Here is a 23,024-nt window from a genome sequence, read left to right as displayed (position 1 = left end):
AGACAGAGGGCAGTTTCCGGCCAGGGCAACGGCACGTCCCCCGGTGCTGGGGCATCATTCTGACATGCGGCTCTGGACTTAATCAGGCGCATCGGTAAACAGGTCGATACGCACCGTATGCACGGCCGGCTGTCAGGATGTGGGCGACAGCCGTACGTGGGCGCCCGGTGGCAGGCCGAGACGCTGGGCCGCGTCGCCGGCGTTGACCGCGATGGCGATGAGACCGGCCGAGTCGGCGAAGGCCACCAGCTCGCCCGGCGGCACCGAGGCGAAGCTCTCCCGGAACGGCACGGTGAGCTGGCGGCGGCCCAGCCAGACGGCCAGCGTGTCACCCACCTGCACCTCCAGCGCGGCGAGGTCGTCGGCGGTGATGGACAGCTGGGTGTTGCCGTAGCGGTCGACCGAAAGGACCTCGCCCTCGACCGCGCCGTCGCGCAGCTTGGAGGTCGGCTTCGGCAGTGACACGAGCCGGTCGGGGGGCACGTCGGGGCCGAGGTCGGCGGGTTTGCGGCCGAGGCACAGGTGGGCGGCGACCGGAGCGAAGACGTCGCGGCCGGGGAAGGTCGGCGAGACCGGGTGCCGGAAGAGGTCGTCGTTGACGATCTCGTAGGCCGCGGCGGCCCCGCCGCAGGCGTCCACCGCCCAGGACAGCAGGCCGTTGTCCGGGCCGATGAACATCCGGTCGCCGGCCATGACCGCCACCGCCCGGCGCGCCCCGCCGGCGCCCGGATCGACCATCGCCATGTGGACGCCGGGCGGCAGGTAGGGCACCGTCTGGGCGAGCACCGCGGCGCCGCGGCGCACGTCACCGGAGGGGATGAGGTGGCAGACGTCGATGATGCGCGCCTCGGGCGCGAGCCCGATGATCACGCCGTGACAGGCCGCCACGAACCCATCCTCAAGCCCATAATCGGTGAGAAGGGTGATGACTGGGGGCACAACAGACCTCCTCTCGTATCGACGGCAGCCGTGAACGCCCGTACGTTGGCGACTACGATGGCCACGGGCCGCGCGCGGGCGGCGAGATCGCCGCTCGCCGGACCGAGGAGGAGAGCATGGACACTGCGCCGGTTCACGGTGACAGTGGTGCCCAGGAACCGACCCCCCAACCCCCGGCGGGCCTCTCCGACCGGGATCGCGAGCTGCTCGCCTTCGAGCGCCAGTGGTGGCGTTACGCGGGAGCCAAAGAGCAGGCCATCAAAGAGACCTTCGACTTCTCCGCCACCCGCTACTACCAACTGCTCGGCGAGCTCATCGAGCGTCCGGAGGCACTCGCCCACGACCCGATGCTGGTCAAGCGGCTGCGCCGGATGCGGGCCGCCCGGCAGCGCGACCGTGCCGCGCGCCGCTTCGGCATGCGTCCCTGATCCCCGAATGCGTCCTTGACCCACGGGTAAGGAGTTTCGAGTGACTGACGACGGTGTGACGGGTCTGCCGCGTGCGCGTTCCGCCGCGGGGGCCGTGGGGCTCGACGCGATCGTCTCCGACCCGGCGGGCGCGGTCATCGGGCTGGACTTCGACGGCACCCTGTCGCCGATCGTGCCCGATCCCGACGGGGCGCGGATCCACCCCGAGGCGCCCACGGTGCTCGCCGAGCTGGGAGCGGTGGTCGGCGCCGTCCTCGTGCTGACCGGCCGGCCGGCGGCGGTCGCGGTGGAGTACGGCGTGGGCGGGAACGGCACGGCCCTGGCCGACGTCCCCGGGCTCGTGGTGCTCGGCCAGTACGGCGTGGAGCGGTGGGAGCGCGGCGAGCTGCGTTCGCCCCCGCCGCCGCGCGGGGTGGACGCCGTGCGCTCCGCGCTGCCGAGGCTGCTCGGTTCGCTCGGTCCGCTCGGCGCCGGCGGGGTCAGCGTCGAGGACAAGGGCCGGGCGCTCGCCGTGCACACCCGCAGGGCGAGCGATCCGGAGGCCGCGCTGGCCGTCCTGCGCGCGCCGCTGGCCGACCTGGCGCGCGAGCACGGTCTCGTCGTCGAGCCCGGCCGGCTGGTGCTGGAGCTGCGCCCGCCCGGCATGGACAAGGGGCGCGCGCTGACGGCGTTCCTGGCCGAGCGTGGCGCGCGGTCCGTGCTGTTCGGCGGCGACGACCTGGGCGACCTGGCCGCGTTCGAGGCGGTGCGCGCCTCCGGGCTGCCGGGGGTGACCGTGTGCAGCGGTTCGGAGGAGGTCACCGCGCTGGCCGAGCGGGCGGATCTGATCGTGCCCGGTCCCGACGGCGTGGTGGCGCTGCTGCGCGCGCTGGCGGTGGCGCTCAGGTCGCGGTAGCCGCGCGGGCCGGCGGTGGCGCTCAGGTCGCGTTAGCCGTGCGGCGCGGCGCGGCCGTGAGCACCCCGGCGACGGCCAGCGCGATCAGGATCGGGGTGAGCAGGAAGGCGCTGTGGGCGCCGAAGCCGTCGGCGAGCGCGCCGAGCGCGAAGGGGCCCGCCCCGCTCGCGACGCCCGCCGCCACGGCCGCCATGGCGGCGGCCTGGTCGGGGCGGGCGCTCGCGGCGGCGATCACCTGGCTCAGCGACAGCGGGAAGTGCAGTGCCACGCCGAGCCCGCACAGGATCAGCCCGGCGTAGGCGAGGACCGGGTGGGTGCTCAGCCAGAAGATCGTCCAGCCGCCCGCGGTGACCGCGAGCGCCCCGGTCAGCAGCGGCGCCGCGGCGATGGTGAGCGCGAGCCGCGCCCCCGCGAACCGCCCGGCCGCCAGCCCGGCGGTGAACGCGGTCAGCGCCGTCGCGGCCGTCCCCGGGTCCAGCCCGGTGCGCACCGTGACCAGCTCGGCCGCCCACATGTTGAACCCGAACTCCAGCGCCACGCAGCAGAAGAGCACCGCCGTCGCCACATGGAACCGCCACCCGTACGGCTCCCGCCGGGCCGCCGGCGCGACCGTCCGCGGCCCGGCCGGGTCCGCCTCCGGGATCCAGACGCGGCCCATCGCGAGGACGACCGACACGGTCAGGATCGGGGTGGCCAGCAGCGCGACGCGCCAGCCGTACGCGGTGTGGGCGGCGGCGCTCACCGCGAGGGAGACGGCGATGCCGAGCAGCACGGCGACCGCGTTGGCCTCGCTGATGGCGGCGGCGCCGGCCCTGCCGTGGTGGTCACTGAGGGCGGCCATGCCGATGTAGAGGGACAGTGTGCCGGCCCCGCCGGCCAGGCCGAAGCCGAGCAGGGTCATCGGCAGGGTGTGGCCGAGGATCACCAGCAGGACGCCGAGGTTCATGCCGGCGAGGCCGGCCCAGGTCGCGGCCCTGCGGCCGAAGCGCGCGGTGATCCGGGCGAGCATCAGGCCGGCGGTGACGCCGCCCGCCGCCATCGCGGTGCCGTGCAGGCCGGCGACGGTCGGGGAGAATCCCAGGTCGATGCGGAGGAGGGGGAGTGCGCCGCTCAGGCCGTACAGGTAGGTGGCGAAGATGGAGAGTTGGAGGTAGATGAGCCAGGTTGCCCGGTCACGGACCAGCTTGACGGCAGACGAGTCCACACTCACTCGGTTGTCCCCCCAGGAAATACGGCAAACCTGACCAATCGTAGGGATAGTTCAGGTGAGGGGACAGAGCGCCGGAGTGAGAATCAGGTGAGCTCCAGGGCCGTGAGCTGGTCGGTGAACCACGCGCTCGGCGGCAGCGCGGTCGAGGCCGCCCTCAGCCGCCCGCCCCGGGCCAGCCGCTCGTGCTCGGGCATGACCAGCGCGTCGTACAGCGCCTCCGCCGTGCCGCCCACGTCGTAGGGGTTGACCAGCAGCGCGTCCCCGCCCAGCTCGGCCGCCGCGCCCGCCTCGCGGGAGAGCACCAGCGCGCAGCGCGGCGACAGCACGGGACCCTCCTTGGCCACGAGGTTCATCCCGTCCCTGATCGGGTTGACCAGCAGCACGTCGGCCAGCCGGTAGGCGGCCAGGGAGCGCGGGTAGTCGTCGTTGACGTTGAGGATGAGCGGATCCCAGTCCTCGGTGCCGAACTCGTCCTCGATCTCCTTGGCGCAGCGCTGCACGGCCGCGGTGTACTCGCGGTACTCCGGCAGGTCGTGCCGGGAGGGATAGGCGAAGGCCAGGTGCACCACCCGCCCGTGCCACTCCGGGTGCGCGGCGAGGAACTCGCGGTAGGCCAGCAGCCCGCGCACGATGTTCTTGGACAGCTCGGTGCGGTCGATCCTGACGATCAGCCGGCAGTCGCCGACCTGGTGCCGCAGCGCCGCCATGTGCGACTCGACATCCGGCTCCAGCGCGCGCGCCCACAGCGTGTCGCCGTCCACACCGAGCCCGTGCACGCCGATCCGGGTGGTCCTGTCCTCATAGGTGACCGTATGGCCGGGCCGGTCCACCTCGGCGCCCAGCATCGCCTCGCAGCAGTCCATGAACGCGGTCGCCCACCGCTCGGTGAGGAAGCCCGCGTGGTCCGCGCCCAGGATGCCCGCCAGCACCTCGACCGCCACCTCGTCCGGCAGCAGCGAGAAGTACTCCGGCGGCGCCCACGGAGTGTGCGAGAAGTGCGCGATCCGGATGTCGGGCCGCTCGCCGCGGAGCATCGCGGGCGCCAGCGTCAGGTGGTAGTCCTGGATCATCGCCCGCGCCCCCGGCCCGGCCTCCTCCGCCAGCGCCAGCGCGAACGCCGCGTTGTAGGACTGGAAGGACTCCCACTCCCGGCGGAACCTCCTGCCGAACTGCGGCGAGTTGGGGGTGTCGTAGAGCAGGTGGTTGACGAACCAGAGCGTGGAGTTGGCGATGGCGTTGTAGGCACGGTGGAAGGTGGAGGGCGGGATGTCGAGCATGCGCAGGGCGCCGGTGTCGTAGCCCGCGTGGTCCAGCCGGCCGCCCGGCGCCAGCCGTACGGCGGAGCGGTCGCCGTCGGACAGTGCCGCGCAGACCCACAGCACGTCCATGTCCTTGGTCACGCCGGACAGGCCGGAGACCAGCCCGCCGCCGCCCCGGCGCATGGTGAGGCCGCCGTCTTCGGACAGGGTGAAGGAGACCGGGCCCCGGTTGGAGGCCACCAGGACAGCATTCATCGATCGACCACCGTTCCCTCGCCATGGGACGCTTGCCGGAAGGTTAACCAACCTTGACCCCCGACCATAGGATGTCCTGGACGCGACGCATGATGGGGACCCCGAATGGCGCTGGACGAGACGACCGAAGAGCTGGCCCGTGGCGCCGCGCAAGGTGACCACAGGGCGCTCGGCGAGCTGTTGAAGCGGATCGAGCCCGACGTGCTGCGGCATTGCGCCCGCATACTGCCTTATCACCAAGACGCCGAAGAGGCATGCCAGGACACGCTCCTCGCGGTCGCCCGTAACATCGGGCGGTTCGAGGGGCGGTCCAGGTTCAGCACCTGGCTGCACATCGTGACGGCCAACTGCGCGCGCACGACCTACCGCTCGCTCAAGCGGCGGGCGGCCGAGCAGAGCTCCGACGAGCTGCCGTTGCAGCGGCCGGACGCGCGGCGGGTGAGCGTGATCGCGGGCTCCCGCCTCGACCTGCTCGACGCGATGGAGGCGCTGGAGTCCGACAAGCCCGACCTCGCGCAGGCGCTGGTGCTGCGCGACATCTGCCAGCTCGACTACGCCGAGGTGGCCGAGCAGCTCGGCATCCCGCTCGGCACCGCGAAATCCCGTATCCATCAGGCCAGGAAGTACGTCCAGGCCGCGCTTGGGGACGCCTACGGCCTCGCCTAGACTGTCTCGCACAGTGAGACAGCCCGTCAGGTGAGCTGACGGGCGATGTACAGTTTTCACGGGTCTGCCGGAAATCGCGGCCGACCGACAACTTCATATTGCTCATCCAGAGGGGTGGAGGGACCGGCCCTGCGAAGCCCCGGCAACCCTCCCGGTTCGTGCTCGCAGTCGTGGCGAGGCCGGCCGGGACAGGTGCCAATTCCGGCCCGTGACCAGGGTGGTCGCGGGCGAAGATGAGGGAAAGGCCTCGCTTCATGGCGCTCGGAACCGCAGACCAGCCCACCACCGTCGACTTCGGCCCCGCCGCCGCGCTGTCCTGTCGCGAATGCGGCACCCGTTATGACCTCGGCCCCAGCTTCGCCTGTATCGAGTGTTTCGGGCCGCTGGAAATCGCCTACGAGTTCGGCCCGGTCAGCCGGGAGCAGATCGCCGCGGGACCGACGAACATCTGGCGTTACCGTTCGCTGCTCCCCGTCCCCGCCGACGTGCTCAGCACGCCCAACATGGCCCCCGGCTGGACCAGGCTGGTCCGCGCCGACCGGCTCGCCCGCGAGCTCGGCCTGCGCTCCCTGCACGTCAAGGACGACTCGGGCAACCCCACCCACTCCTTCAAGGACCGCGTGGTGGCCATCGCCGTCCAGGCCGCGCGCAACTTCGGCTTCCACACGCTGTCCTGCTCCTCCACCGGCAACCTCGCCGGCGCGGTCACCGCCGCGGCCGCCCGCGCCGGACTCGACGCCTGCGTCTTCATCCCCGCCGACCTCGAAGAAGCCAAGATCGTCATGGCCTCCGTGTACGGCGGGCGGCTGGTCGGCATCCAGGGCACCTACGACGAGGTCAACCGCTTCTGCTCCGAGCTCATCGGCGACCCGATGGGCGACAAGTGGGGATTCGTCAACGTCAACCTGCGGCCTTACTACGCCGAGGGCTCCAAGACGCTCGCCTACGAGATCGCCGAGCAGCTCGGCTGGCGGCTTCCCGACCAGATCGTCATCCCGGTCGCCTCCGGCTCGCAGCTCACGAAGATCGACAAGGGCTTCGGTGAACTGATCAAGCTCGGCCTGGTCGAGGACAAGCCGTACAAGATCTTCGGTGCGCAGGCCGCCGGCTGCTCCCCGGTCTCCACCGCCTACCGCGCCGACCGCGACGTGATCCAGCCGGTCAAGCCGGACACCATCGCCAAGTCGCTGGCCATCGGCAACCCGGCCGACGGGCCCTACGTGCTGGACATCGCCCGCCGTACCGGTGGGGCCGTCGAGGACGTCACCGACGCCGAGATCGTGGACGCCATCCGCCTCCTGGCGAGCACCGAGGGCATCTTCGCCGAGACCGCCGGCGGCGTCACCGTCGGCGTGCTGCGTAAGCTGGTCGCGGAGGGCCGGCTCGCCCCCGACGCCGAGACCGTGGTGCTCAACACCGGCGACGGCCTCAAGACCCTCGACGCCGTGTCCGCGCAGGCCCGCCCCAGCGCGATCATCCGCCCCTCGCTCGACGCCTTCCGCGACGCCGTATCCGGCTGACCGCCTCCCCGACGTACCAACGAAACGAAAGTGAGCTACGAGTATGAGCGTCTCCGTGCGGATTCCCACGATTCTGCGCACCTACACCGGTGGCGCGGCGGACGTCACCGCTGAAGGCGCGACCCTCCGCGACGTCCTGCAGAAGCTCGACGCCGACTACCCCGGCATCGGCGCCCGCATCCTCGACGAGTCCGGCAAGCTCCGCCGCTTCGTCAACGTCTACGTGGGCGACGAGGACGTCCGCTTCGCCGAGGGCCTCGAAACCCCCACCCCCAACGGCGCCCAGGTCTCCGTCATCCCCGCCGTCGCCGGCGGCCAATAGCCCCACCCCCTCCCCGGCCGACGCCCACCTGGGCACCGGCCGGGTTTTGTTTGTAGGGGTCTGTTGCCAGCGGGGTCTGGGGGTGGGCGACCGCCGGGTGGTGGCGGGCGACCGTCTGGTGGTGGGCGGGCGTCTGGCGGCGGCAGCGTCTGGTGGGGGCGGCGTCCGGTGGTGGTGGCCGAGCGTCTGGTGGGGGGCGTTTGGCGGCGACCGGCGAGTGTCTGGTGTTGATAGCCACTGTCTGGCAATGGTGGGCGAGCGTCCGGCGATGGTAGGCGAGTGTTTGGTGTTGGCTGGCGGGCTTCCAGCGGCGGCGGGCGAGCGTCCGATGTGGTGGGCGGGCTTCCGGCGGTGGCGGGCGGGCGTCTGGCGGCGGTTGGTGATCCCGTCTGGTGGTGCCGGGTGACGGCGGACCTCCTCTAGCGAGTGCGACTGCCTCTTGCGAGTACAACCTCTTGCGAGTGTGACTGGTCCTTGGGGGGCGTGCCTGCTTCCAACTCGTTGGTTAGAAGCGCTGCGGGCTTTGAGGGTTGGTGTGGCTTTCCTGGGCGCCGCGGCGGTGAGTTGTGGAGCGGTGGTTCCCGGCGCCCTGGTACGGCGCGGTGTGGGGGTTCCGGGGGAGGGTGATCGTAGTCGAGGGCGGGACGGGTGACATGATCGACTTTATGTCTGTCGAGCCGGGGCACGTCGTGCGGTGGAACCTTTTCGTCGGCGGTCACCTGAGCACCTCGGTGCCGGTGCGGGTCGTGGAGCACACGGCGGGCGGGCAGTTGGTGTGGTTGAAGAAGGGGACCCCCATGTGGCGGTCGAACCTGCCCGCGGGGACTCATCTACGTGACATCCCGCCGGAGAAGCGTCCCGCCGATGGCTACCCCGTACACGCCGCACGCTGGTCCCAGGGCAACGCGCTGATCTACCAGCCCACCGGCGCGGCGTACTCCGTCTTCTGGCTGTTCGGCGCCTGGCGCAGGTTCCGCGGCTGGTACGTCAACCTGGAACGCCGGATCCACCGCGAGGAGGACATCGACGTCGCCGACCACGAGCTGGACCTGTGGATCGCCCCGGACCGCTCGTGGACCTGGAAGGACGAGGAGTCCTTCGCCGAGAAGACCGGCCATCCCGCCTACTGGTCGGCCGACGAGGCCGCGTCCATCCGCGAGGAAGGCCGGCGCGTCGCCCGCCTCGCCGAAACCGCCGCCTTCCCCTTCGACGGCACCTGGTGCAACTTCACTCCACCCCGCTCCTGGCGAACCCCCACCCTCCCCCCAACCCCCACCCTCCGCGTCCTCTAACCCCTCCCACCCCTGCTGGTGAGGTTCGGCGCTGGTGAGAGGTCGGGGGACGAACCCCCACCCTCACCCCCACACATCACCAACGCCTCACACCGATCACTCCTCCGCGAAAGGTGAGGATGAAGCCGGTCAGAGGCGAGCGGCGAGCAAAGTGAGTAGTGGTAACAGCGAGTGAGCTGAGGTGAATGGGGATGAGGGTGACTGTTAGTGAGAGTGAGTCCGTGAGGGGCAAGTAGTGGTGAGCGGTGAGGGGGCTGGGAGGGATGAGTGGTGATGAAGCTGATGATGGGGAGGAGTGAATGGCGATGAGGGGGAGGGGAACTGATAGGGGGCGCTGGCTGACGTCATGGGCGGCGGCACCGCTTATAGGCACTGGTCTCACAGTTGTGCGCCTGGTTGTTCAGGGGTGCGCCCATGGGTTGCGGTCGCGCCCACAGGCGCCGGGCAACGCCGCACCACCTCTCACCGTCGCGGCGCCCCGGAGAAGCCCCGGAGAAGCCCCGAGAAGCCCCGAGAAGCCCCGAAGGCGATTCCCCAACCGCCCCCAACACGTACCGCCCCTCCCCCTCAATCAGCAGCCCCGGCCATCTGACACCCACCACCATTCATCCCACTAAAAAAGGACATTTCGCCCCACATCATCAACCAAGGGTTGCTTTGATGCCCTTACCCTCTGGATTGTTATCTGTGTCCCTCGGATAGCCGGTGTGTACCCCGCCGTCACTCTGCTCCTCCGAAAACCGTCACTCGCCCCCGCGCACCCGCCGCCGCGCCGCCGTATGGTGGCGAGGGAAGGGCGTCGGGGATGTGCGGCGCGTGCGGAGAAGGTCGCCGTGTGTGTGGAAAGGCGGTCCACCACGGGGAATGGGCCGGTACGGCGGGTCTGCCGTGACACCGGCAATGTGTCCTAGTTCCTTTCCTGTCATAGCAAATGATGCAACCTTTAACTAAGCATTGGTTAGAAGAAAATTCTCCCCTTCCCGCTATGAGCGAACGGCAAGAACGAGTTTGCGGCCTGACTCTGTTGCCCAAAGGCGTACCACAGGTATGGTCGAGGCGATCGACGTAGCGAGTCCGTAAGAAGTTGACCCCCTGTTTGACAGGGAGTTCCTGACTTCGCGCGGCATCTCGGCTCTGAGATCACGGGCCGGGCAGAGGAATGGGCTCGGTCCTGAGCCCAGCAAGAGGAGTCGGAAAGTGGCGCAGGGCACCGTCAAATGGTTCAACGCGGACAAGGGCTACGGCTTCATCGCGGTAGACGGTGGTAAGGATGTGTTTGTCCATTACTCGGCAATCTTGATGGACGGCTACCGTGCGTTAGAGCAGGGTCAGCGGGTCGAATTCGAGATCACTCAAGGCCAGAAGGGCCCTCAGGCGGAGTCCGTCAGGGCGGTCTGAGCCGAGTCAGTCGGTCCGCCGGCGGAGACGGGAGCACCCGGATCGCCGAGCGGGTGAGGCAAGTCACAGACTCGCCGGGGAGTTCCGGCAGATCATGCGGCATCGCGAGTGAGCCCTGGTCTGCCGGGCTCCGCCGGCAGCGTGACCCCCGACTACCCCATGAGCTCCAGGACGACACCAAGCCGCGTGCCTGGATTTGACCCAGGTCAGCAGGGTCTGCGCTTGCACTCGGCAGGGTAGAGTGCTAAACAGTCGTTGGCACTCTTCTGTCGAGAGTGACAATACTGGGATCGAGGCGATGGGGCCTCGCCGACCACGGCGACCGGTGCCGTGGGCAAGCGGGTCCACATGCCGTCGCGGGCGTCGGCTCGATCCGCTGCAAGCCACCCTGTATCTGGGAGGTCTAGCCGTATGGCAGCCAAGATGATCGCGTTTGACGAGGACGCCCGGCGCGGTCTCGAGCGCGGTATGAACCAGCTCGCCGACGCCGTCAAGGTGACCCTTGGTCCCAAGGGCCGCAACGTCGTGCTGGAGAAGAAGTGGGGCGCTCCCACGATCACCAACGATGGTGTGTCCATCGCCAAGGAGATCGAGCTCGAGGACCCGTGGGAGAAGATCGGCGCCGAGCTGGTCAAGGAAGTCGCCAAGAAGACGGACGACGTCGCGGGTGACGGCACCACGACCGCTACCGTGCTCGCCCAGGCGCTGGTGCGTGAGGGGCTGCGCAACGTGGCCGCCGGCGCCAACCCGATGTCCCTGAAGCGGGGCATCGAGTCCGCCGTCGAGCGGGTCAGCGAGGAGCTCTCCAAGCTGGCCAAGGACGTGGAGACCAAGGAGCAGATCGCTTCCACGGCCTCCATCTCCGCCGGCGACGTCCAGATCGGCGAGATGATCGCCGAGGCGATGGACAAGGTCGGCAAGGAAGGCGTCATCACCGTCGAGGAGAGCAACACCTTCGGCCTGGAGCTTGAGCTCACCGAGGGCATGCGCTTCGACAAGGGCCTCACGTCGATGTACTTCGTGACGGACCCGGAGCGGATGGAGGCCGTCCTCGAGGACCCCTACATCCTGATCGTCAACTCCAAGATCTCGGCGAACAAGGACCTGCTGCCGCTGCTCGACAAGGTCGTGCAGGCCGGCAAGCCGCTGCTGATCATCGCCGAGGACATCGAGGGCGAGGCCCTGGCCACCCTCGTCGTCAACAAGATCCGCGGCCTGTTCCGTTCGGTCGCCGTCAAGGCTCCGGGCTTCGGTGACCGCCGTAAGGCGATGCTGGGTGACATCGCGACGCTGACCGGTGGTCAGGTCGTCGCCGAGGAGCTCGGCCTGAAGCTGGAGACCGCGACGCTGGACCTGCTGGGCCGGGCGCGCAAGGTGGTCGTCACCAAGGACGAGACCACCATCGTGGACGGCGCCGGTGACGCCGAGCAGATCGCGGGCCGGGTCAACCAGATCCGTGCCGAGATCGACAACACCGACTCCGACTACGACCGTGAGAAGCTCCAGGAGCGTCTCGCCAAGCTGGCCGGCGGCGTGGCCGTCATCAAGGCCGGCGCGGCCACCGAGGTCGAGCTCAAGGAGCGCAAGCACCGCATCGAGGACGCCGTGCGTAACGCGAAGGCGGCCGTCGAGGAGGGCATCGTCCCCGGTGGTGGCGTGGCGCTGCTGCAGGCCGGCGCCAAGGCGTTCGACAAGCTCGAGCTCCAGGGTGACGAGGCCACCGGTGCCGCGATCGTGCGCAAGGCTCTTGAGGAGCCGCTGAAGCAGATCGCCGTCAACGCCGGCCTTGAGGGCGGCGTCGTGGTGGAGAAGGTGCGCAACCTCACTCCGGGCGAGGGCCTCAACGCCGCGAGCGGTGAGTACGTCAACATGTTCGAGTCGGGCATCATCGACCCGGCCAAGGTGACCCGTTCGGCGCTGCAGAACGCGGCGTCCATCGCGGCCCTGTTCCTCACCACCGAGGCGGTCATCGCGGAGAAGCCCGAGAAGGCTGCCCCCGCTCCGGCCATGCCCGGTGGCGGAGACATGGACTTCTGATCCTCGGAGTCCAACGCTCCTCAAAGAGGGGGCGGTCCCATCCCGGGACCGCCCCTTCTTCGCGTCCACCCGGGCCCGCACACCTCTGAGCCAGGCCCGCTGTACGCCTCTACGCCCCGGCTCCGGCCGCCCACCGCTCCGCCGTACGACGCCCCGGGACGCCCCGGGACGCCCCGGGACGCCCCGGGACGCCCCGGGACGGCCCGGCGCACGATGCCCCGGAGTCCGGGGGAAAGTGGTCGCACCAGCGGTTTGTAAACCTTGGGTCTGCTCTTTCCCGGGCGGCGGACCCGGTCTGTGAGCCCTCGATAGCCTCCCCCGGACGGACAGCCAACTCAGGGGAGCTTTCATGAGTCATCGTGGGTCACGACGGATGCCGCGTGGCGGAATCCTCGTCGTGGCCGCTCTCCTGGCGCTTACGACGGGTTCTGCCTCGTCGTTCGCGACGGGGATGACCTCCCTGGCGCAGGCGACGACGTACACGAGGCTGGAAGAGGCGCCGCTGGACACCGCTCCCTTCAGTGCGGGGTCGGGAGTGGTGGTGCATCCGGTCGCCTCACGGGTGGTGCACGCCTGGCCAGGCGGCCCGCCCGTGGCGGAGTTGCCCAGTCTGCAGCTGGGCAATCCGACCTGGGTCCCGGTCGTGGAGACCACGCCGGGATGGATCAGGGTTCTCCTGCCGTCGCGTCCCAACCGCGCGACGGGGTGGATCTCGGGGGACAGGGGTGATCTGCAGATCGCCAGGACTCCGTACCTGATCACGGTCGAGACGTCCGCTCGTCGTCTGACGGTCTTCGAATCCGGGCGTACGGCGGGCCAGTGGACCGTCGCGGTGGGCGCACCCAAGACGCCCACACCGCTCGGACGAACCTTCCTGCTCGCCTCGCTCCTCCCGAGCGGCAAGGATGCCGGCGATCTCGTCATGCCCACGGGGGCACATTCGGCGACGCTGGACTCCTATGGCGGCGGGCCGGGAACCGTCGCGTTCCACGGATGGCCGGACACGTCGGTCTTCGGCAAGGCCGTCAGTCACGGGTGCGTGCGAGTGCCTGACGACGCACTGCACACGCTGTCGCGGGTACCGCTCGGCACCCTCGTCATCATCACGCGCTAGGTCCATCGCCTAGCCGTCGTACTGGTATCTCCATCTCAGGGGGAAAGCATGGGTCTACGTAAGCATGTGCTGGCGACGTCGGCGCTAGCCGTCGGCGCCGCCGTCGCGCTGATCGGCGTCTCGCCGGCCTCGCAGGCGGACACCGAGCAGCCTCCGGGCAGCGCCTACGGGCTCTCCGCCACCGGCCCGGTGGCGATCCCGCCGCTGCCCGCGGTGTCCTCGCCCAACGGCGCGATCGCACGCCGCAGCCTGTTCCAGGAGCCCACCAACGGGCTGATCACCGCCTCCGGCCTCCTCGTGCAGGCGAACTCGGCCAACTCGCGGGCCAGCGCGGCCGACGTGGCGACGCTGGACAAGGCGATCACGGCCGAGGCCGTCACCGCCAGGTGCAGCAACGGCCGCGGGACCGCCAACCTCACGCACGCCAACATCGGCGGCCGCACGATCGACGCCGCTCCGGCGCCGAACACCGTCATCCCGGTGACCATCGAGAAGTACGGCACCGCGTCGGTGACGCTGAACAAGCAGTTCCGCCGGGCTGACGGCCGCCTGTCCGTCACCGCCATGGAGGTCAGCGTCCCGCTACCGAACGGCAAGTCCCAGCGGGTCGACGTCGCCTCGGTGACCTGCGGCGCCCGCGGCGGCGTCAGCGAGACCGGCGGCCAGGAGGGCGGCCAGGGCGGCGCCGGCCAGGGTGGCGCAGGTCAGGGTGGCGCGGGTCAGGGCGGTGCGGGCCAGGGCGGCGCCGGTCAGGATGGCGCGGGCCAGGGCGACTCCGGCGAGGTCGGCGGCGTGCACGGCAACACCGACCAGGGCTCCGACGACATCAAGACCGCGGTCGAGAACGTCAAGGAGCAGGCCCCCGCGCCGCTGCCCAGCAAGGTCTCCCTCCCGGTCACCGGCTGACGGCGGGCCGTACCCCCAGGCGGGTGCCCCCGGGACGGCGCGGCTCGGAACCGCACGGTCCACCGGCACCACGACCTGAACGCGCACGCCTGACAGTGGTGCGGCCTTGAGGGTCGTACGGCGTGCGAGCCGAGCGATCGGCAGCAGCAGGGGACATCGGAACGCCGGCCGGTAGCTTCGCGTTCCGATGTCCACCTCGCCGCCGCCGGCGATCCACAGCCGGTCGGCGGCTTCGGCATGTCATGACCGCCTGCACCGCCCGCCCGAGAAACCGCCCGCACTTCTACCGGCGATTCCCCGGCGCCGCAGGGACACCACGCGGGATGAACACCCTCAGAATCGCGTCGGCACCATCGCCGCACACACCCCGCCCCGCCTCCCCAGCACCTCCGACACCCGCTCGTTGACCTTCACCCATTCGGCGGTCTTGGGGGAGATGTAGCCGAGGATGCGGAGAATGCTGTCGTAGTCCGCGGTCAGATGGCGCTGATGGATGGGCTCGTGATGAGCGATGCGGTTCCGCAGTCGTCTCAGGTGATAGAGGTCCTGATAGAGAGGGCGTCTGGGACCGTGATAGGCCGGGAACGCGCGATGGAGGGCGGGGCGCCACAGGCGCATCTCGTACGTGTGCTTGCCGGAAAGCAGGGTGCCCCAGAAACCGAAGGAGAGTTCGGCCACGATATGTCCCGGGGTGGGGGTGACATGCAGGGCCGCCACGACCCTTTTCGCGGCGTCGACCTTCATCGCGCTGGTCACGTCGAGCCCGATCGCGGGAGAGTGCCACCAGTCGGGGCGACCGCACAGGGAGGTCAGCTGGTTGTGCAGCGCGTTGCGTAACGAGACCTCCAGGACGTGCAGCGGGCCGTGGAACGCCGCCGACATCTCGATGTTCCACGCATACAGCCGCAATGCGCGCTCGGGGGCGTGCCCGGAGGCTGCGAGATAAGGCGCGAAGCGCTCCGCGGAGAGTGTTCTCGTGACATGTTCCGCGACCGTTCTGGCCACTGTCCGTCCTTCCGTGATAACCTTCAGTCAGGTGCCCCGGGATGAGCCTCTGCTTGCAAGCTCCCCGGGGTAAGCTTTTTCGGAGTCGGTTCGTCGCACTCCGTGCTCGCTTGACTGCAAAAGGTTAGCTCCCCGAACATCGGTTCGGGGAGCTTTTCGGTGTGCGGACGATCAGGTGAGAGCGGCGGGGAGGTCCTCGGTGTGCAGGACGGTCAACGACGTGACGGCCCGGGTGAGGACGACGTAGAGGCGGGCCAGGCCGCGCGGTTCGGCTTCGACGATGGCGGTGGGTTCGGCCACGATCACGTGGTCGTACTCCAGGCCCTTCGCCAGGGTGGCCGGGATGACCAGGAGGCGGTGCTCGCCGGTGCCGTCGGGGCGCAGGATCGCGTGGTCGTGGGAGGCGAGGGCGGCCGAGACGGCGGGGACCGCCGCGTCGGGGACGATCACGCCGATGGAACCCTCGCGGGTGAGGGCCTCCCGGACCGCTTCCTCGACGGCCGGGCCGAGGTCGGCGGCCCGCCGTACGGTGAGGGAGCCGGTGCCGGGGCGCAGGGAGCGCGGGGCGGCGAGGCCGGGGGCGACGGCCGGCAGCAGGCGGGCGGCGTAGTCGAGGACCTCGCGGGGCACGCGGAAGCCGAGGGTCAGCTCGGTCACCTCGCCCGCGGGCTGGCCGAGGTGCCCGAGGACCGCGGTCCACGAGCTGGTGGACCAGGGCGTGGTGCCCTGGGCGAGGTCGCCGAGCACGGTCGCCGAGCCCGTACGGCAGCGCCGGCCGAGCGCGCGCAGCTGCATCGCGGAGAGGTCCTGGGCCTCGTCGACGACCATGTGCCCGATGGACGGGGTGCGCTCGGAGAGGTCGGCCAGCTCGTCCAGCAGGGCGGCGTCGGCGGCCGACCACTTGGCGGACTTCCACGACCTGGGCGGCTTGGCCCAGCTCAGCAGCTCCTGTTCCGCCTCGGTCAGGTCGGACTTCGCGGTGGCGGCCAGGAAGTCGCGGTCGGACAGCAACCGGAAGAGCACCTGCTCGGGGCTCACCTTCGGCCACACGGCGTCGAGGAGCTGCTTGACCGGCTTGGACCTGGCCACCGCGTCCTGCACCCGGTCGTCGGGGGACTCGCCGCGCTGCTCCATCCGGACCAGCACGGCGTGCGCGAGCCGCTGCGCGAGGGCCGCGCGGCCGGGGCCGTACCGGGTGGTGCCGCGCAGCGAGGCGACGATCTCACGCACCTCGTGGTCGGCGACGCGGTAGCGGTTGGCGCCCTTGGTGATCAGCAGGCCCTCGGTGGGCTTGGTGACGTGCAGCCACAGGGCGCGTTCGAGTACCGGCGCGACGCGCGCGTCGCCCTTGAGCGCGGAGAGCCGCGGATCCTCCGGCGCGGAGTGGTCGCCGAGGATGCCGGCGATCGTGGTCTGGTCGACCTTGACCTCGCCCAGCGCGGGCAGCACGGAGGAGATGTAGGACAGGAAGGCCCGGTTGGGGCCGACGATCATGACGCCGGAGCGGGACAGCTTCTCGCGGTGCGTGAAGAGCAGGTAAGCCGCGCGGTGCAGGCCGACCGCGGTCTTCCCGGTGCCTGGCGCGCCCTGGACGCACACGGTCTGGGTGAGGCCGGCGCGGACGATCTCGTCCTGGTCGGGCTGGATGGTGGCGACGATGTCGCGCATCGGGCCGGTGCGCGGGCGCTCGATCTCCTCGGTGAGGATGCGCGAGGCGGTCAGCGTGACGCCCTGGTCGAGGGGCTCGTCCTCGTAGGCGGTCAGGGCGCCGCCGTGGTAGCCGAACCGGCGGCGCAGCGTGACGCCCATCGGATCGGCGGGCTGGGCCTGGTAGAAAGCCCGGGAGACGGGGGCGCGCCAGTCGATGACCAGGGCGTGCCGGTGCTCGTCGTGCACGTGCCGGCGGCCGACGTAGATCGTGGCGGGGAGTTCCTCCTCGGCCGGGTCGCCGGGGTCGGGCGCGGCGGCCTCGCGGTCCAGGCGGCCGAAGAACAACGGGGTGTCGGGGTGGTCGGCCAGTGCGGCCACCCGCTGGTCGAGGAGCCCCTGCAGGATCTGCTGGGACACCCAGTCGCCGGCCGCGTCGGCGGACAGCGACTTGGCGTACTCGCGCATCGCGGTGAGGGCGGCGCGGGCCGACGCGAGGTGGGCCTGCTCGGCGGCGAGGACGTCTCCAGGGTCGTCCTGTATATCGGGGGCCAGCTGGTGTGCGGGCATGCGGAGGACCTCCTTGGCGTGGTAAGTAAGGGCGGTGGTCATCGAGAATGGCAGCGAACCAGCTAGCCTAGCGCCGCTTTGTGATTGCCACGATGTATTAAATGCCCGCCCGGAAAACGTTTGCCGGGCTTCGGAGAGTGTGGGGATCCGGAGAAGATGACACGTGATCGAGTGATCTTCGCGCCCGTCATTCCGACCTTGGCCGTGTTGCTGCTCGCCGCCCTGTGGGGCTTTTCGGTCTTCGCGGGCTGGGGGCTTGAGGCGTTCTGCAGCCAGGGGGAGTCGGCGGAGGACTGCGCCCGGCGACTGGACACGGTGGCGACGTTCTCCAGCGTGTTCGCGGTGATCGGGGCGGGGTGCTCGCTGGCGGCCTGGCTGTTCGCGTCACCGCGGAGTTACATGTCGTTGATGGCGGGGGCGATTGCGGCGTGGCTGGCGGCGGAAGGCGTATTGTTCGTGGGCGGAATGCTCGTCGGGTGACCATTCCGACACTCTGCGTCAATGTCGTGAAATTTGGTGAAAAAGCCAGGCATGTCCGGCGAGTAGCACAGATCATTGGGGGGTATGTCGCAGTTGGCCAGCCTAGGGCCAAGCGAGGGGGTGGTTCTCTTGTCCAGGAGCCGCGGAATTTCGTGGATCTGACAAGGACGACGTGTTCGGCGCGCGGCGGTCAGTCGCCGGCGAGCACGTCGTCCGCGTCCACGATCTGGTAGGCATACCCCTGCTCGGCCAGGAAGCGCTGGCGATGCGCCGCGAAGTCCTGGTCCACCGTGTCCCTGCTGACCACCGAGTAGAACCGCGCGCCCCCGCCGTCCGCCTTGGGGCGCAGCACCCGGCCGAGCCGCTGGGCCTCCTCCTGGCGTGAGCCGAAGGTGCCGGAGACCTGGATCGCCACCGAAGCCTCGGGCAGGTCGATGGAGAAGTTGGCCACCTTGGAGACCACCAGGACCTGCAACTCCTTGTCGCGGAACGCCTGGAAGAGCCGCTCCCGCTCGCGGACCCGGGTCTCCCCCTTGATCACCGGCGCGTTGAGATGCTCGCCCAGCTCGTCGAGCTGGTCGATGTACTGGCCGATGACCAGCACCTGCTCGCCCAGGTGCCGCCGCACCAGCGCCTCGGTGACCCTGGTCTTGGAGGAGGTGGTGGAGCAGAAGCGGTAACGCTCCTCGGCCTCGGCCATCGCGTAGGCGAGACGCTCCTCGTCGGACAGCGTGACCCGCACCTCGACGCAGTCGGCCGGCGCGATCCAGCCCTGGTTCTCCATCTCCTTCCAGGGCGCGTCGTAACGCTTGGGGCCGATCAGCGAGAACACGTCGCCCTCCCTGCCGTCCTCGCGGACCAGGGTCGCGGTGAGGCCGACCCGGCGGCGCGCCTGGAGGTCGGCGGTCATCCGGAAGATGGGCGCGGGCAGCAGGTGCACCTCGTCGTAGACGACCAGCCCCCAGTCACGCGCGTCGAACAGCTCCAGGTGCCGGTAGACGCCCTGCCGCCGGGTCGTCATGACCTGGTAGGTGGCGATCGTGACCGGCCTGATCTCCTTCTTGGCGCCGGTGTACTCGCCGATCTCGTCCTCGGTCAGCGAGGTGCGCTTGAGCAGCTCCTGCTTCCACTGGTGGGCGCTGACCGTGTTGGTCACCAGGATGAGCGTGGTCGCCTGGGCGTGCGCCATGGCCGCGGCGCCGACGAGCGTCTTGCCCGCCCCGCAGGGCAGCACCACGACGCCCGACCCGCCGTGCCAGAAGGCGTCGGCCGCCTCCCGCTGGTAGGGACGCAGGGTCCAGCCGTCCTCGGCGAGCCGGATCGGGTGGTGCTCGCCGTCGACGTACCCGGCGAGGTCCTCGGCCGGCCAGCCGAGCTTGAGCAGGGCCTGCTTGAGCGTGCCGCGCTCGGAGGGGTGCACCTGCACCGAGTCGGCGCCCAGCCGCTCGCCCAGCATCGGCTGGATCTTCTTGGACCGCAGCACCTCCTCCAGCACCGCCCGGTCCGTACTGGTGAGGGTGAGCCCGTGCACCGGGTCCTTCTCCAGGCGCAGCCTGCCGTACCGGGCCATGACCTCGGCGATGTCCACCAGCAGCGCGTGCGGCACCGGGTAGCGGCTGTGCGAGATCAGCGCGTCGATCACCTGCTCGGCGTCGTGGCCGGCGGCTCGCGCGTTCCACAGCGCGAGCGGCGTGATCCGGTAGGTGTGCACGTGCTCCGGGGCGCGCTCCAGCTCCGCGAACGGCGCGATCGCCTTGCGGCACAGGTCCGCGCTCGGATGGTCGACCTCCAGCAGCAGGGTTTTGTCCGACTGCACGATCAGCGGCCCGTCGTTCACGGCTGCGTCCCCCCTTCGACGGCGTTCACGGTTGTCCAACAAGAGTAGGAGCCGGAACAGTCCCGCGGGTCAGGAGTCGAAAGCTCCGCTGACCCCGAGTGCGATGATCACGATGAAGCCCGCGACGACCAGCGCGACGTTGATGCCGATGGCGATCCAGGTCCACTTCAGCATGCCGCGCGCCCGGTGCGGCTCAAGGTCCACCTTGCTCAGCGCGATGCCCGCGACGATCGCGCCGGCGATGCCGCCCGGCGTGACGTAGCACGACAGGGCCAGGATGAGGCTGATCACCAGGGCGACGATGGCGTGCGTCCGCGGCCCTTCGGAGGCGCGCGGCGGCGGCCCGTAGCCGTATCCCGGCTGGCCGTACCCGGGCTGCCCGAAACCGGGACCCGGCTGCCCGTAACCGGCGCCGGGAGGGCCGTAACCGGGCGGCTGCTGACCGTAGCCGGGCTGCGGGCCGGGCTGGCCGTAACCGGCGTCCTGCGGCTGGCCGTAGCCGGACACCTGGGTGTGGCCGTCGTTCGGCGCGGCGTAGGGGGAGTGGCCGTGGCCGGCGTCGTACGCCGGGCCGTGGCCCTGGGGTCCATGGGGGTGCGGGGATCCGGCGTCGGACGGGTGGCTCTGGCCGCCCTGCCAGCCGTCGGACTGCTGCGGACCCTCGGGGTGGGTGCTCACGGAGATCTTCCAGTTCTGTCGGCGGAACACGTCAACAGATACCACGTCGGATCACCGCGGGAGCCGGTCTCAGGTCCTTCGGTGGCCGAGCGTTATCCGTCGGTCGAGGTCGAGACGCCGGTGATGCGGTGCAGGGCGAACCGGTGCACGGCCGCCCTCGTCTCGTCGTAGGCGGTGAGGTAGCCGCCCTCCATCCTGGCCGGTTCGAGGATGCGGCTCGTCGCGTTGCCCTGGCTGTCGAGGTAGCCGATCCACACCCGGTGCCCCTGCCGGATGGCCTCCTGGAGCACGCTGATCGTGGAGGTGGCGGGCGAGCGGGGCACCTGTCCCGCGGGCGCGTCCACCGGGCGGCGGCGCTCCCGGTGCGCGGCGTCCCCGGCCCGCATCGCGCGTACGGCTGCCGCCACCACCTCGTCGTCCAGCCCGTTGACCACGGTGGACGAGCGGGCCGCCGGTGACACCTCGGTCCGCCTGGCGTCGAGCTGGCTGATCAGCACGTCGCCGTCCAGCGACTCGGCGACCGGCGCGTAGCCCATCGCGCGCAGGCCGTCGACGAGGCTCGGCCTGGACGACTTGGAGGCGATCACGGTGGGCGCGAGCCGGCGCAGGCGCAGCGGCACGGCCCGCCTGTCGGCCATCACCTGGTCGAGCACGGAAGGGTCGTCGCAGCGGATGTAGGCGCTGGCCGTACCGACCCTGATCCGCCCGTGCCTGCGCGCGACGTCCGCGACGAGGTAGCGCAGGGGTTGCGGGACGGGTGTGGTGGAATGCCGCTCCAGCATGGCGATCAGGTCGTCGGCGCTCTGGCCCGCGTCCAGCGCGCGGCGCACCGAATCCTCGCCGAAGCGGTAGACGGTCGCCCCGCCGGTGGACTCCACGTCGGCGGCCAGGGCGAGGGCGCGGCGCAGGTCGCTGGTCAGCGGGCCGGGCGCGACGGCGGTCAGGTCGGCCTGCAACAGGACGTGGTCGACGGGCTCGGGCAGCAGCGGCGCGAGCTGTTTCGCGGCGAGCAGGACGTCCCCCGCGGCGAGCGCGGCGCCGTGCGCGGACAGCGCGCCCAGTCCGGTCACGCCGAGCTGCTCGGCCTCGCGCAGGGTGAGGTCAACGAGCTGGTCGCGGTAGGTGCCCCGGCGGCGCGGCTGTTCCCAGGCCAGCCGTTCGCGCACCGCGTCCGCGGCGGGCGCGAGCCCGGGGGCCGCGGCGGCCAGCACGCCGAGCGTGGTCGCCCGCACCTCGGGCGCGGCGGACCTGCGCAGGTCGGGGTGGAGCGCCGGGCGCAGCCGGTCCCGGTCGTCGCGCTCGCCCACCAGGCCGGGCATCCGGTCCATGCTCAGCCAGGTCGTGGCGAGCCCGGTCCACTGGTCCTCGGTGGCCCGCACCCGCCACCCGTCGTAGGCGGGGGTCGGCAGCCACTCACCGTCCACCGTGCCGCTCGCGGCGATCAGCCCGCTCGCGAACGCCACCTCGATCACCAGCGCGGCCGACCACTCGGGCAGTTCGAGAAGCTGCGCGGTGCGCTTGAGATCCCGTACGGCGAGGCCGCCGGTGCGCAGCACGCCGGGCGGGTCGTGGCTCCACCGCTCGCACAGCTCCTCCACCGAGCGGACGAACGTGAACGCCTGGCCGGCGGCCGTCCGGTCGGCGAGCGCCCGGGTGCGCTCCGTGCCGCGCAGCGGCGGCGGCGCCGGGGACAGGTCGCGGTGCAGCCGCCCGCCGCGCAGGTGCACGGCCACCTCGCGGGGCAGCGCCACCGTCTCCTCGCCGGTCGCGCCGAGGAGGCCGCGGGCGAGGAGCTGTTCGATGGGGGACTGCGCGGTGGCGACCCGCACCTCGCGCCGGGCGTTGGGCAGCCGCCCGGTGGCCGGTCCCCAGGCCAGCTCGTCCAGCGCGGCGCGGGCCTGCGGGCCGGCCTCGGCCACCAGCCGGGTGACCACCTCGGGACGGCCGAGCAGCTCCGCGAGGCGATCCCGCGGCGAGACGCCCGCCACGCCGTTCGGGGCGCCGGCGATGTCGCCGATCAGGTCGTCGAGCCGCTCGGGCGGGTAGTGCCGGAACACCTCGGCGGCCGGCGGTCCGAGCGCGGCCGGCGCGTCGAGCACCTCCCGGACGCCGGGGGCGGCGGCGAGGGCGTCGTCGGGGCCGTAGACCAGGGCGAGGGTGCGCAGCCGGTCCACGGTCTCGCGCAGCGCCGCCTCCATGCCGCTCTCCCCGTCGCTCTCCCCAGATGGCAGCGCGCGGGTCATCAGGGCGCGCACCTCGGCGTAGGACGTGGGGGCGGGCAGGATCACCAGGGTCTCGACGGCGGCCAGCGCGAAGAGGTCGAGCCGGTCCAGGGCGCGGCCGATCGCCGAAGGGCTGGTCGCGCGGGCGGCCAGGCCGGACATGTGGGCGGGCACCGGTGTGACGAGCTCGGGCCGTGCGGTGACCAGGGCGCGCAGCTCCCCGTCTTCACGGTCGCGCAGCCAGTCGGCGAAGTCCGTGCTCATCCCAGCCCACCGGTTCCCGTGCTCAATCTGTCCCCATCCTTCTCATGGTATGGGGCGAATCGGGTCCGGCCAGATCGCCG

At 70.9% G+C, this 23,024-nt stretch carries 19 protein-coding genes and 1 riboswitch; of the genes, 11 read left to right on the top strand and 8 right to left on the bottom strand.

The window, feature by feature from the left end; translation table 11 throughout:
- Positions 1 to 132: 132 nt before the first annotated feature.
- Complete coding sequence (locus tag QSK26_RS39620) at positions 133 to 939, bottom strand: SAM hydrolase/SAM-dependent halogenase family protein (protein ID WP_285780518.1); 807 nt, start codon at positions 937 to 939, stop codon at positions 133 to 135.
- 116 nt (positions 940 to 1,055) lie between these two features.
- On the opposite strand from QSK26_RS39620, the gene QSK26_RS39615 reads away from it, so the two are divergent.
- Together QSK26_RS39615 and otsB are read left to right on the top strand one after the other, a co-directional pair.
- Positions 1,056 to 1,367 carry a DUF3263 domain-containing protein gene (locus tag QSK26_RS39615; protein WP_285780517.1) on the top strand — a complete coding sequence of 104 codons (312 nt, stop codon included), beginning with the start codon at positions 1,056 to 1,058 and terminating at the stop codon, positions 1,365 to 1,367.
- A 40-nt stretch (positions 1,368 to 1,407) separates the two neighbouring features.
- Entirely contained in the window at positions 1,408 to 2,262 is an 855-nt protein-coding gene (gene otsB, locus QSK26_RS39610) for a trehalose-phosphatase (RefSeq protein WP_285780516.1), read from the top strand.
- Positions 2,263 to 2,284: 22 nt separating this feature from the next.
- On the opposite strand, the gene QSK26_RS39605 is transcribed toward otsB, so the two are convergent.
- Together QSK26_RS39605 and QSK26_RS39600 are read right to left on the bottom strand one after the other, a co-directional pair.
- A complete protein-coding gene (locus tag QSK26_RS39605) occupies positions 2,285 to 3,466 on the bottom strand; it encodes an MFS transporter (RefSeq protein ID WP_285780515.1) in 1,182 nt (393 codons plus the stop codon).
- 89 nt (positions 3,467 to 3,555) lie between these two features.
- Complete coding sequence (locus QSK26_RS39600; protein ID WP_285780514.1) at positions 3,556 to 4,986, bottom strand: alpha,alpha-trehalose-phosphate synthase (UDP-forming); 1,431 nt, start codon at positions 4,984 to 4,986, stop codon at positions 3,556 to 3,558.
- Positions 4,987 to 5,091: 105 nt separating this feature from the next.
- Between QSK26_RS39600 and QSK26_RS39595 the strand changes: the two genes are divergently transcribed.
- From QSK26_RS39595 to QSK26_RS39560, 8 genes are all read left to right on the top strand, one after another.
- Positions 5,092 to 5,652, top strand: a complete 561-nt coding sequence (locus QSK26_RS39595) for an RNA polymerase sigma factor (RefSeq protein WP_285780513.1) — start codon at positions 5,092 to 5,094, stop codon at positions 5,650 to 5,652.
- A gap of 99 nt (positions 5,653 to 5,751) precedes the next feature.
- Positions 5,752 to 5,892, top strand: a riboswitch (SAM riboswitch).
- 14 nt (positions 5,893 to 5,906) lie between these two features.
- Complete coding sequence (thrC, locus tag QSK26_RS39590) at positions 5,907 to 7,172, top strand: threonine synthase (protein ID WP_285780512.1); 1,266 nt, start codon at positions 5,907 to 5,909, stop codon at positions 7,170 to 7,172.
- A gap of 43 nt (positions 7,173 to 7,215) precedes the next feature.
- On the top strand, positions 7,216 to 7,494 hold the full coding sequence (locus QSK26_RS39585) for a MoaD/ThiS family protein (RefSeq protein WP_285780511.1): 279 nt from the start codon (positions 7,216 to 7,218) through the stop codon (positions 7,492 to 7,494).
- A 665-nt stretch (positions 7,495 to 8,159) separates the two neighbouring features.
- Complete coding sequence (locus QSK26_RS39580; protein WP_285780510.1) at positions 8,160 to 8,786, top strand: ribonuclease FAU-1 family protein; 627 nt, start codon at positions 8,160 to 8,162, stop codon at positions 8,784 to 8,786.
- Positions 8,787 to 9,983: 1,197 nt separating this feature from the next.
- Positions 9,984 to 10,184 carry a cold-shock protein gene (locus QSK26_RS39575; protein WP_127936975.1) on the top strand — a complete coding sequence of 67 codons (201 nt, stop codon included), beginning with the start codon at positions 9,984 to 9,986 and terminating at the stop codon, positions 10,182 to 10,184.
- 411 nt (positions 10,185 to 10,595) lie between these two features.
- The gene (gene groL / locus QSK26_RS39570) at positions 10,596 to 12,221 is read left to right on the top strand and encodes a chaperonin GroEL (protein WP_285780509.1); all 1,626 of its coding nucleotides are present in this window, start codon (positions 10,596 to 10,598) and stop codon (positions 12,219 to 12,221) included.
- A 397-nt stretch (positions 12,222 to 12,618) separates the two neighbouring features.
- Entirely contained in the window at positions 12,619 to 13,335 is a 717-nt protein-coding gene (locus QSK26_RS39565) for a L,D-transpeptidase (RefSeq protein WP_285780508.1), read from the top strand.
- A gap of 48 nt (positions 13,336 to 13,383) precedes the next feature.
- Positions 13,384 to 14,241, top strand: a complete 858-nt coding sequence (locus tag QSK26_RS39560) for a choice-of-anchor P family protein (protein ID WP_285780507.1) — start codon at positions 13,384 to 13,386, stop codon at positions 14,239 to 14,241.
- A gap of 333 nt (positions 14,242 to 14,574) precedes the next feature.
- On the opposite strand, the gene QSK26_RS39555 is transcribed toward QSK26_RS39560, so the two are convergent.
- Both QSK26_RS39555 and QSK26_RS39550 read right to left on the bottom strand, forming a co-directional pair.
- The gene (locus QSK26_RS39555; RefSeq protein WP_285780506.1) at positions 14,575 to 15,246 is read right to left on the bottom strand and encodes a hypothetical protein; all 672 of its coding nucleotides are present in this window, start codon (positions 15,244 to 15,246) and stop codon (positions 14,575 to 14,577) included.
- A 171-nt stretch (positions 15,247 to 15,417) separates the two neighbouring features.
- Entirely contained in the window at positions 15,418 to 17,463 is a 2,046-nt protein-coding gene (locus tag QSK26_RS39550; protein ID WP_285780505.1) for a HelD family protein, read from the bottom strand.
- A 171-nt stretch (positions 17,464 to 17,634) separates the two neighbouring features.
- On the opposite strand from QSK26_RS39550, the gene QSK26_RS39545 reads away from it, so the two are divergent.
- On the top strand, positions 17,635 to 17,943 hold the full coding sequence (locus QSK26_RS39545) for a hypothetical protein (RefSeq protein ID WP_285780504.1): 309 nt from the start codon (positions 17,635 to 17,637) through the stop codon (positions 17,941 to 17,943).
- 190 nt (positions 17,944 to 18,133) lie between these two features.
- Here QSK26_RS39545 and QSK26_RS39540 read toward each other — a convergent pair whose 3' ends face one another.
- The 3 genes from QSK26_RS39540 to QSK26_RS39530 all read right to left on the bottom strand — a co-directional run bounded on the left by QSK26_RS39540 (position 18,134) and on the right by QSK26_RS39530 (position 22,944).
- Entirely contained in the window at positions 18,134 to 19,780 is a 1,647-nt protein-coding gene (locus QSK26_RS39540) for a DNA repair helicase XPB (protein ID WP_285780503.1), read from the bottom strand.
- Positions 19,781 to 19,849: 69 nt separating this feature from the next.
- Positions 19,850 to 20,458, bottom strand: coding sequence for a hypothetical protein (locus tag QSK26_RS39535; RefSeq protein WP_285780502.1), 609 nt, complete (start codon positions 20,456 to 20,458; stop codon positions 19,850 to 19,852).
- A gap of 92 nt (positions 20,459 to 20,550) precedes the next feature.
- Complete coding sequence (locus QSK26_RS39530; protein WP_285780501.1) at positions 20,551 to 22,944, bottom strand: helicase-associated domain-containing protein; 2,394 nt, start codon at positions 22,942 to 22,944, stop codon at positions 20,551 to 20,553.
- Between the last annotated feature and the right edge of the window lie 80 nt (positions 22,945 to 23,024).

The organism is Microtetraspora sp. NBRC 13810 (genome assembly GCF_030268685.1).
In the GTDB taxonomy this organism is placed as follows: domain Bacteria; phylum Actinomycetota; class Actinomycetes; order Streptosporangiales; family Streptosporangiaceae; genus BSRQ01.
This window is presented reverse-complemented; position numbering and strand designations above follow the sequence as displayed.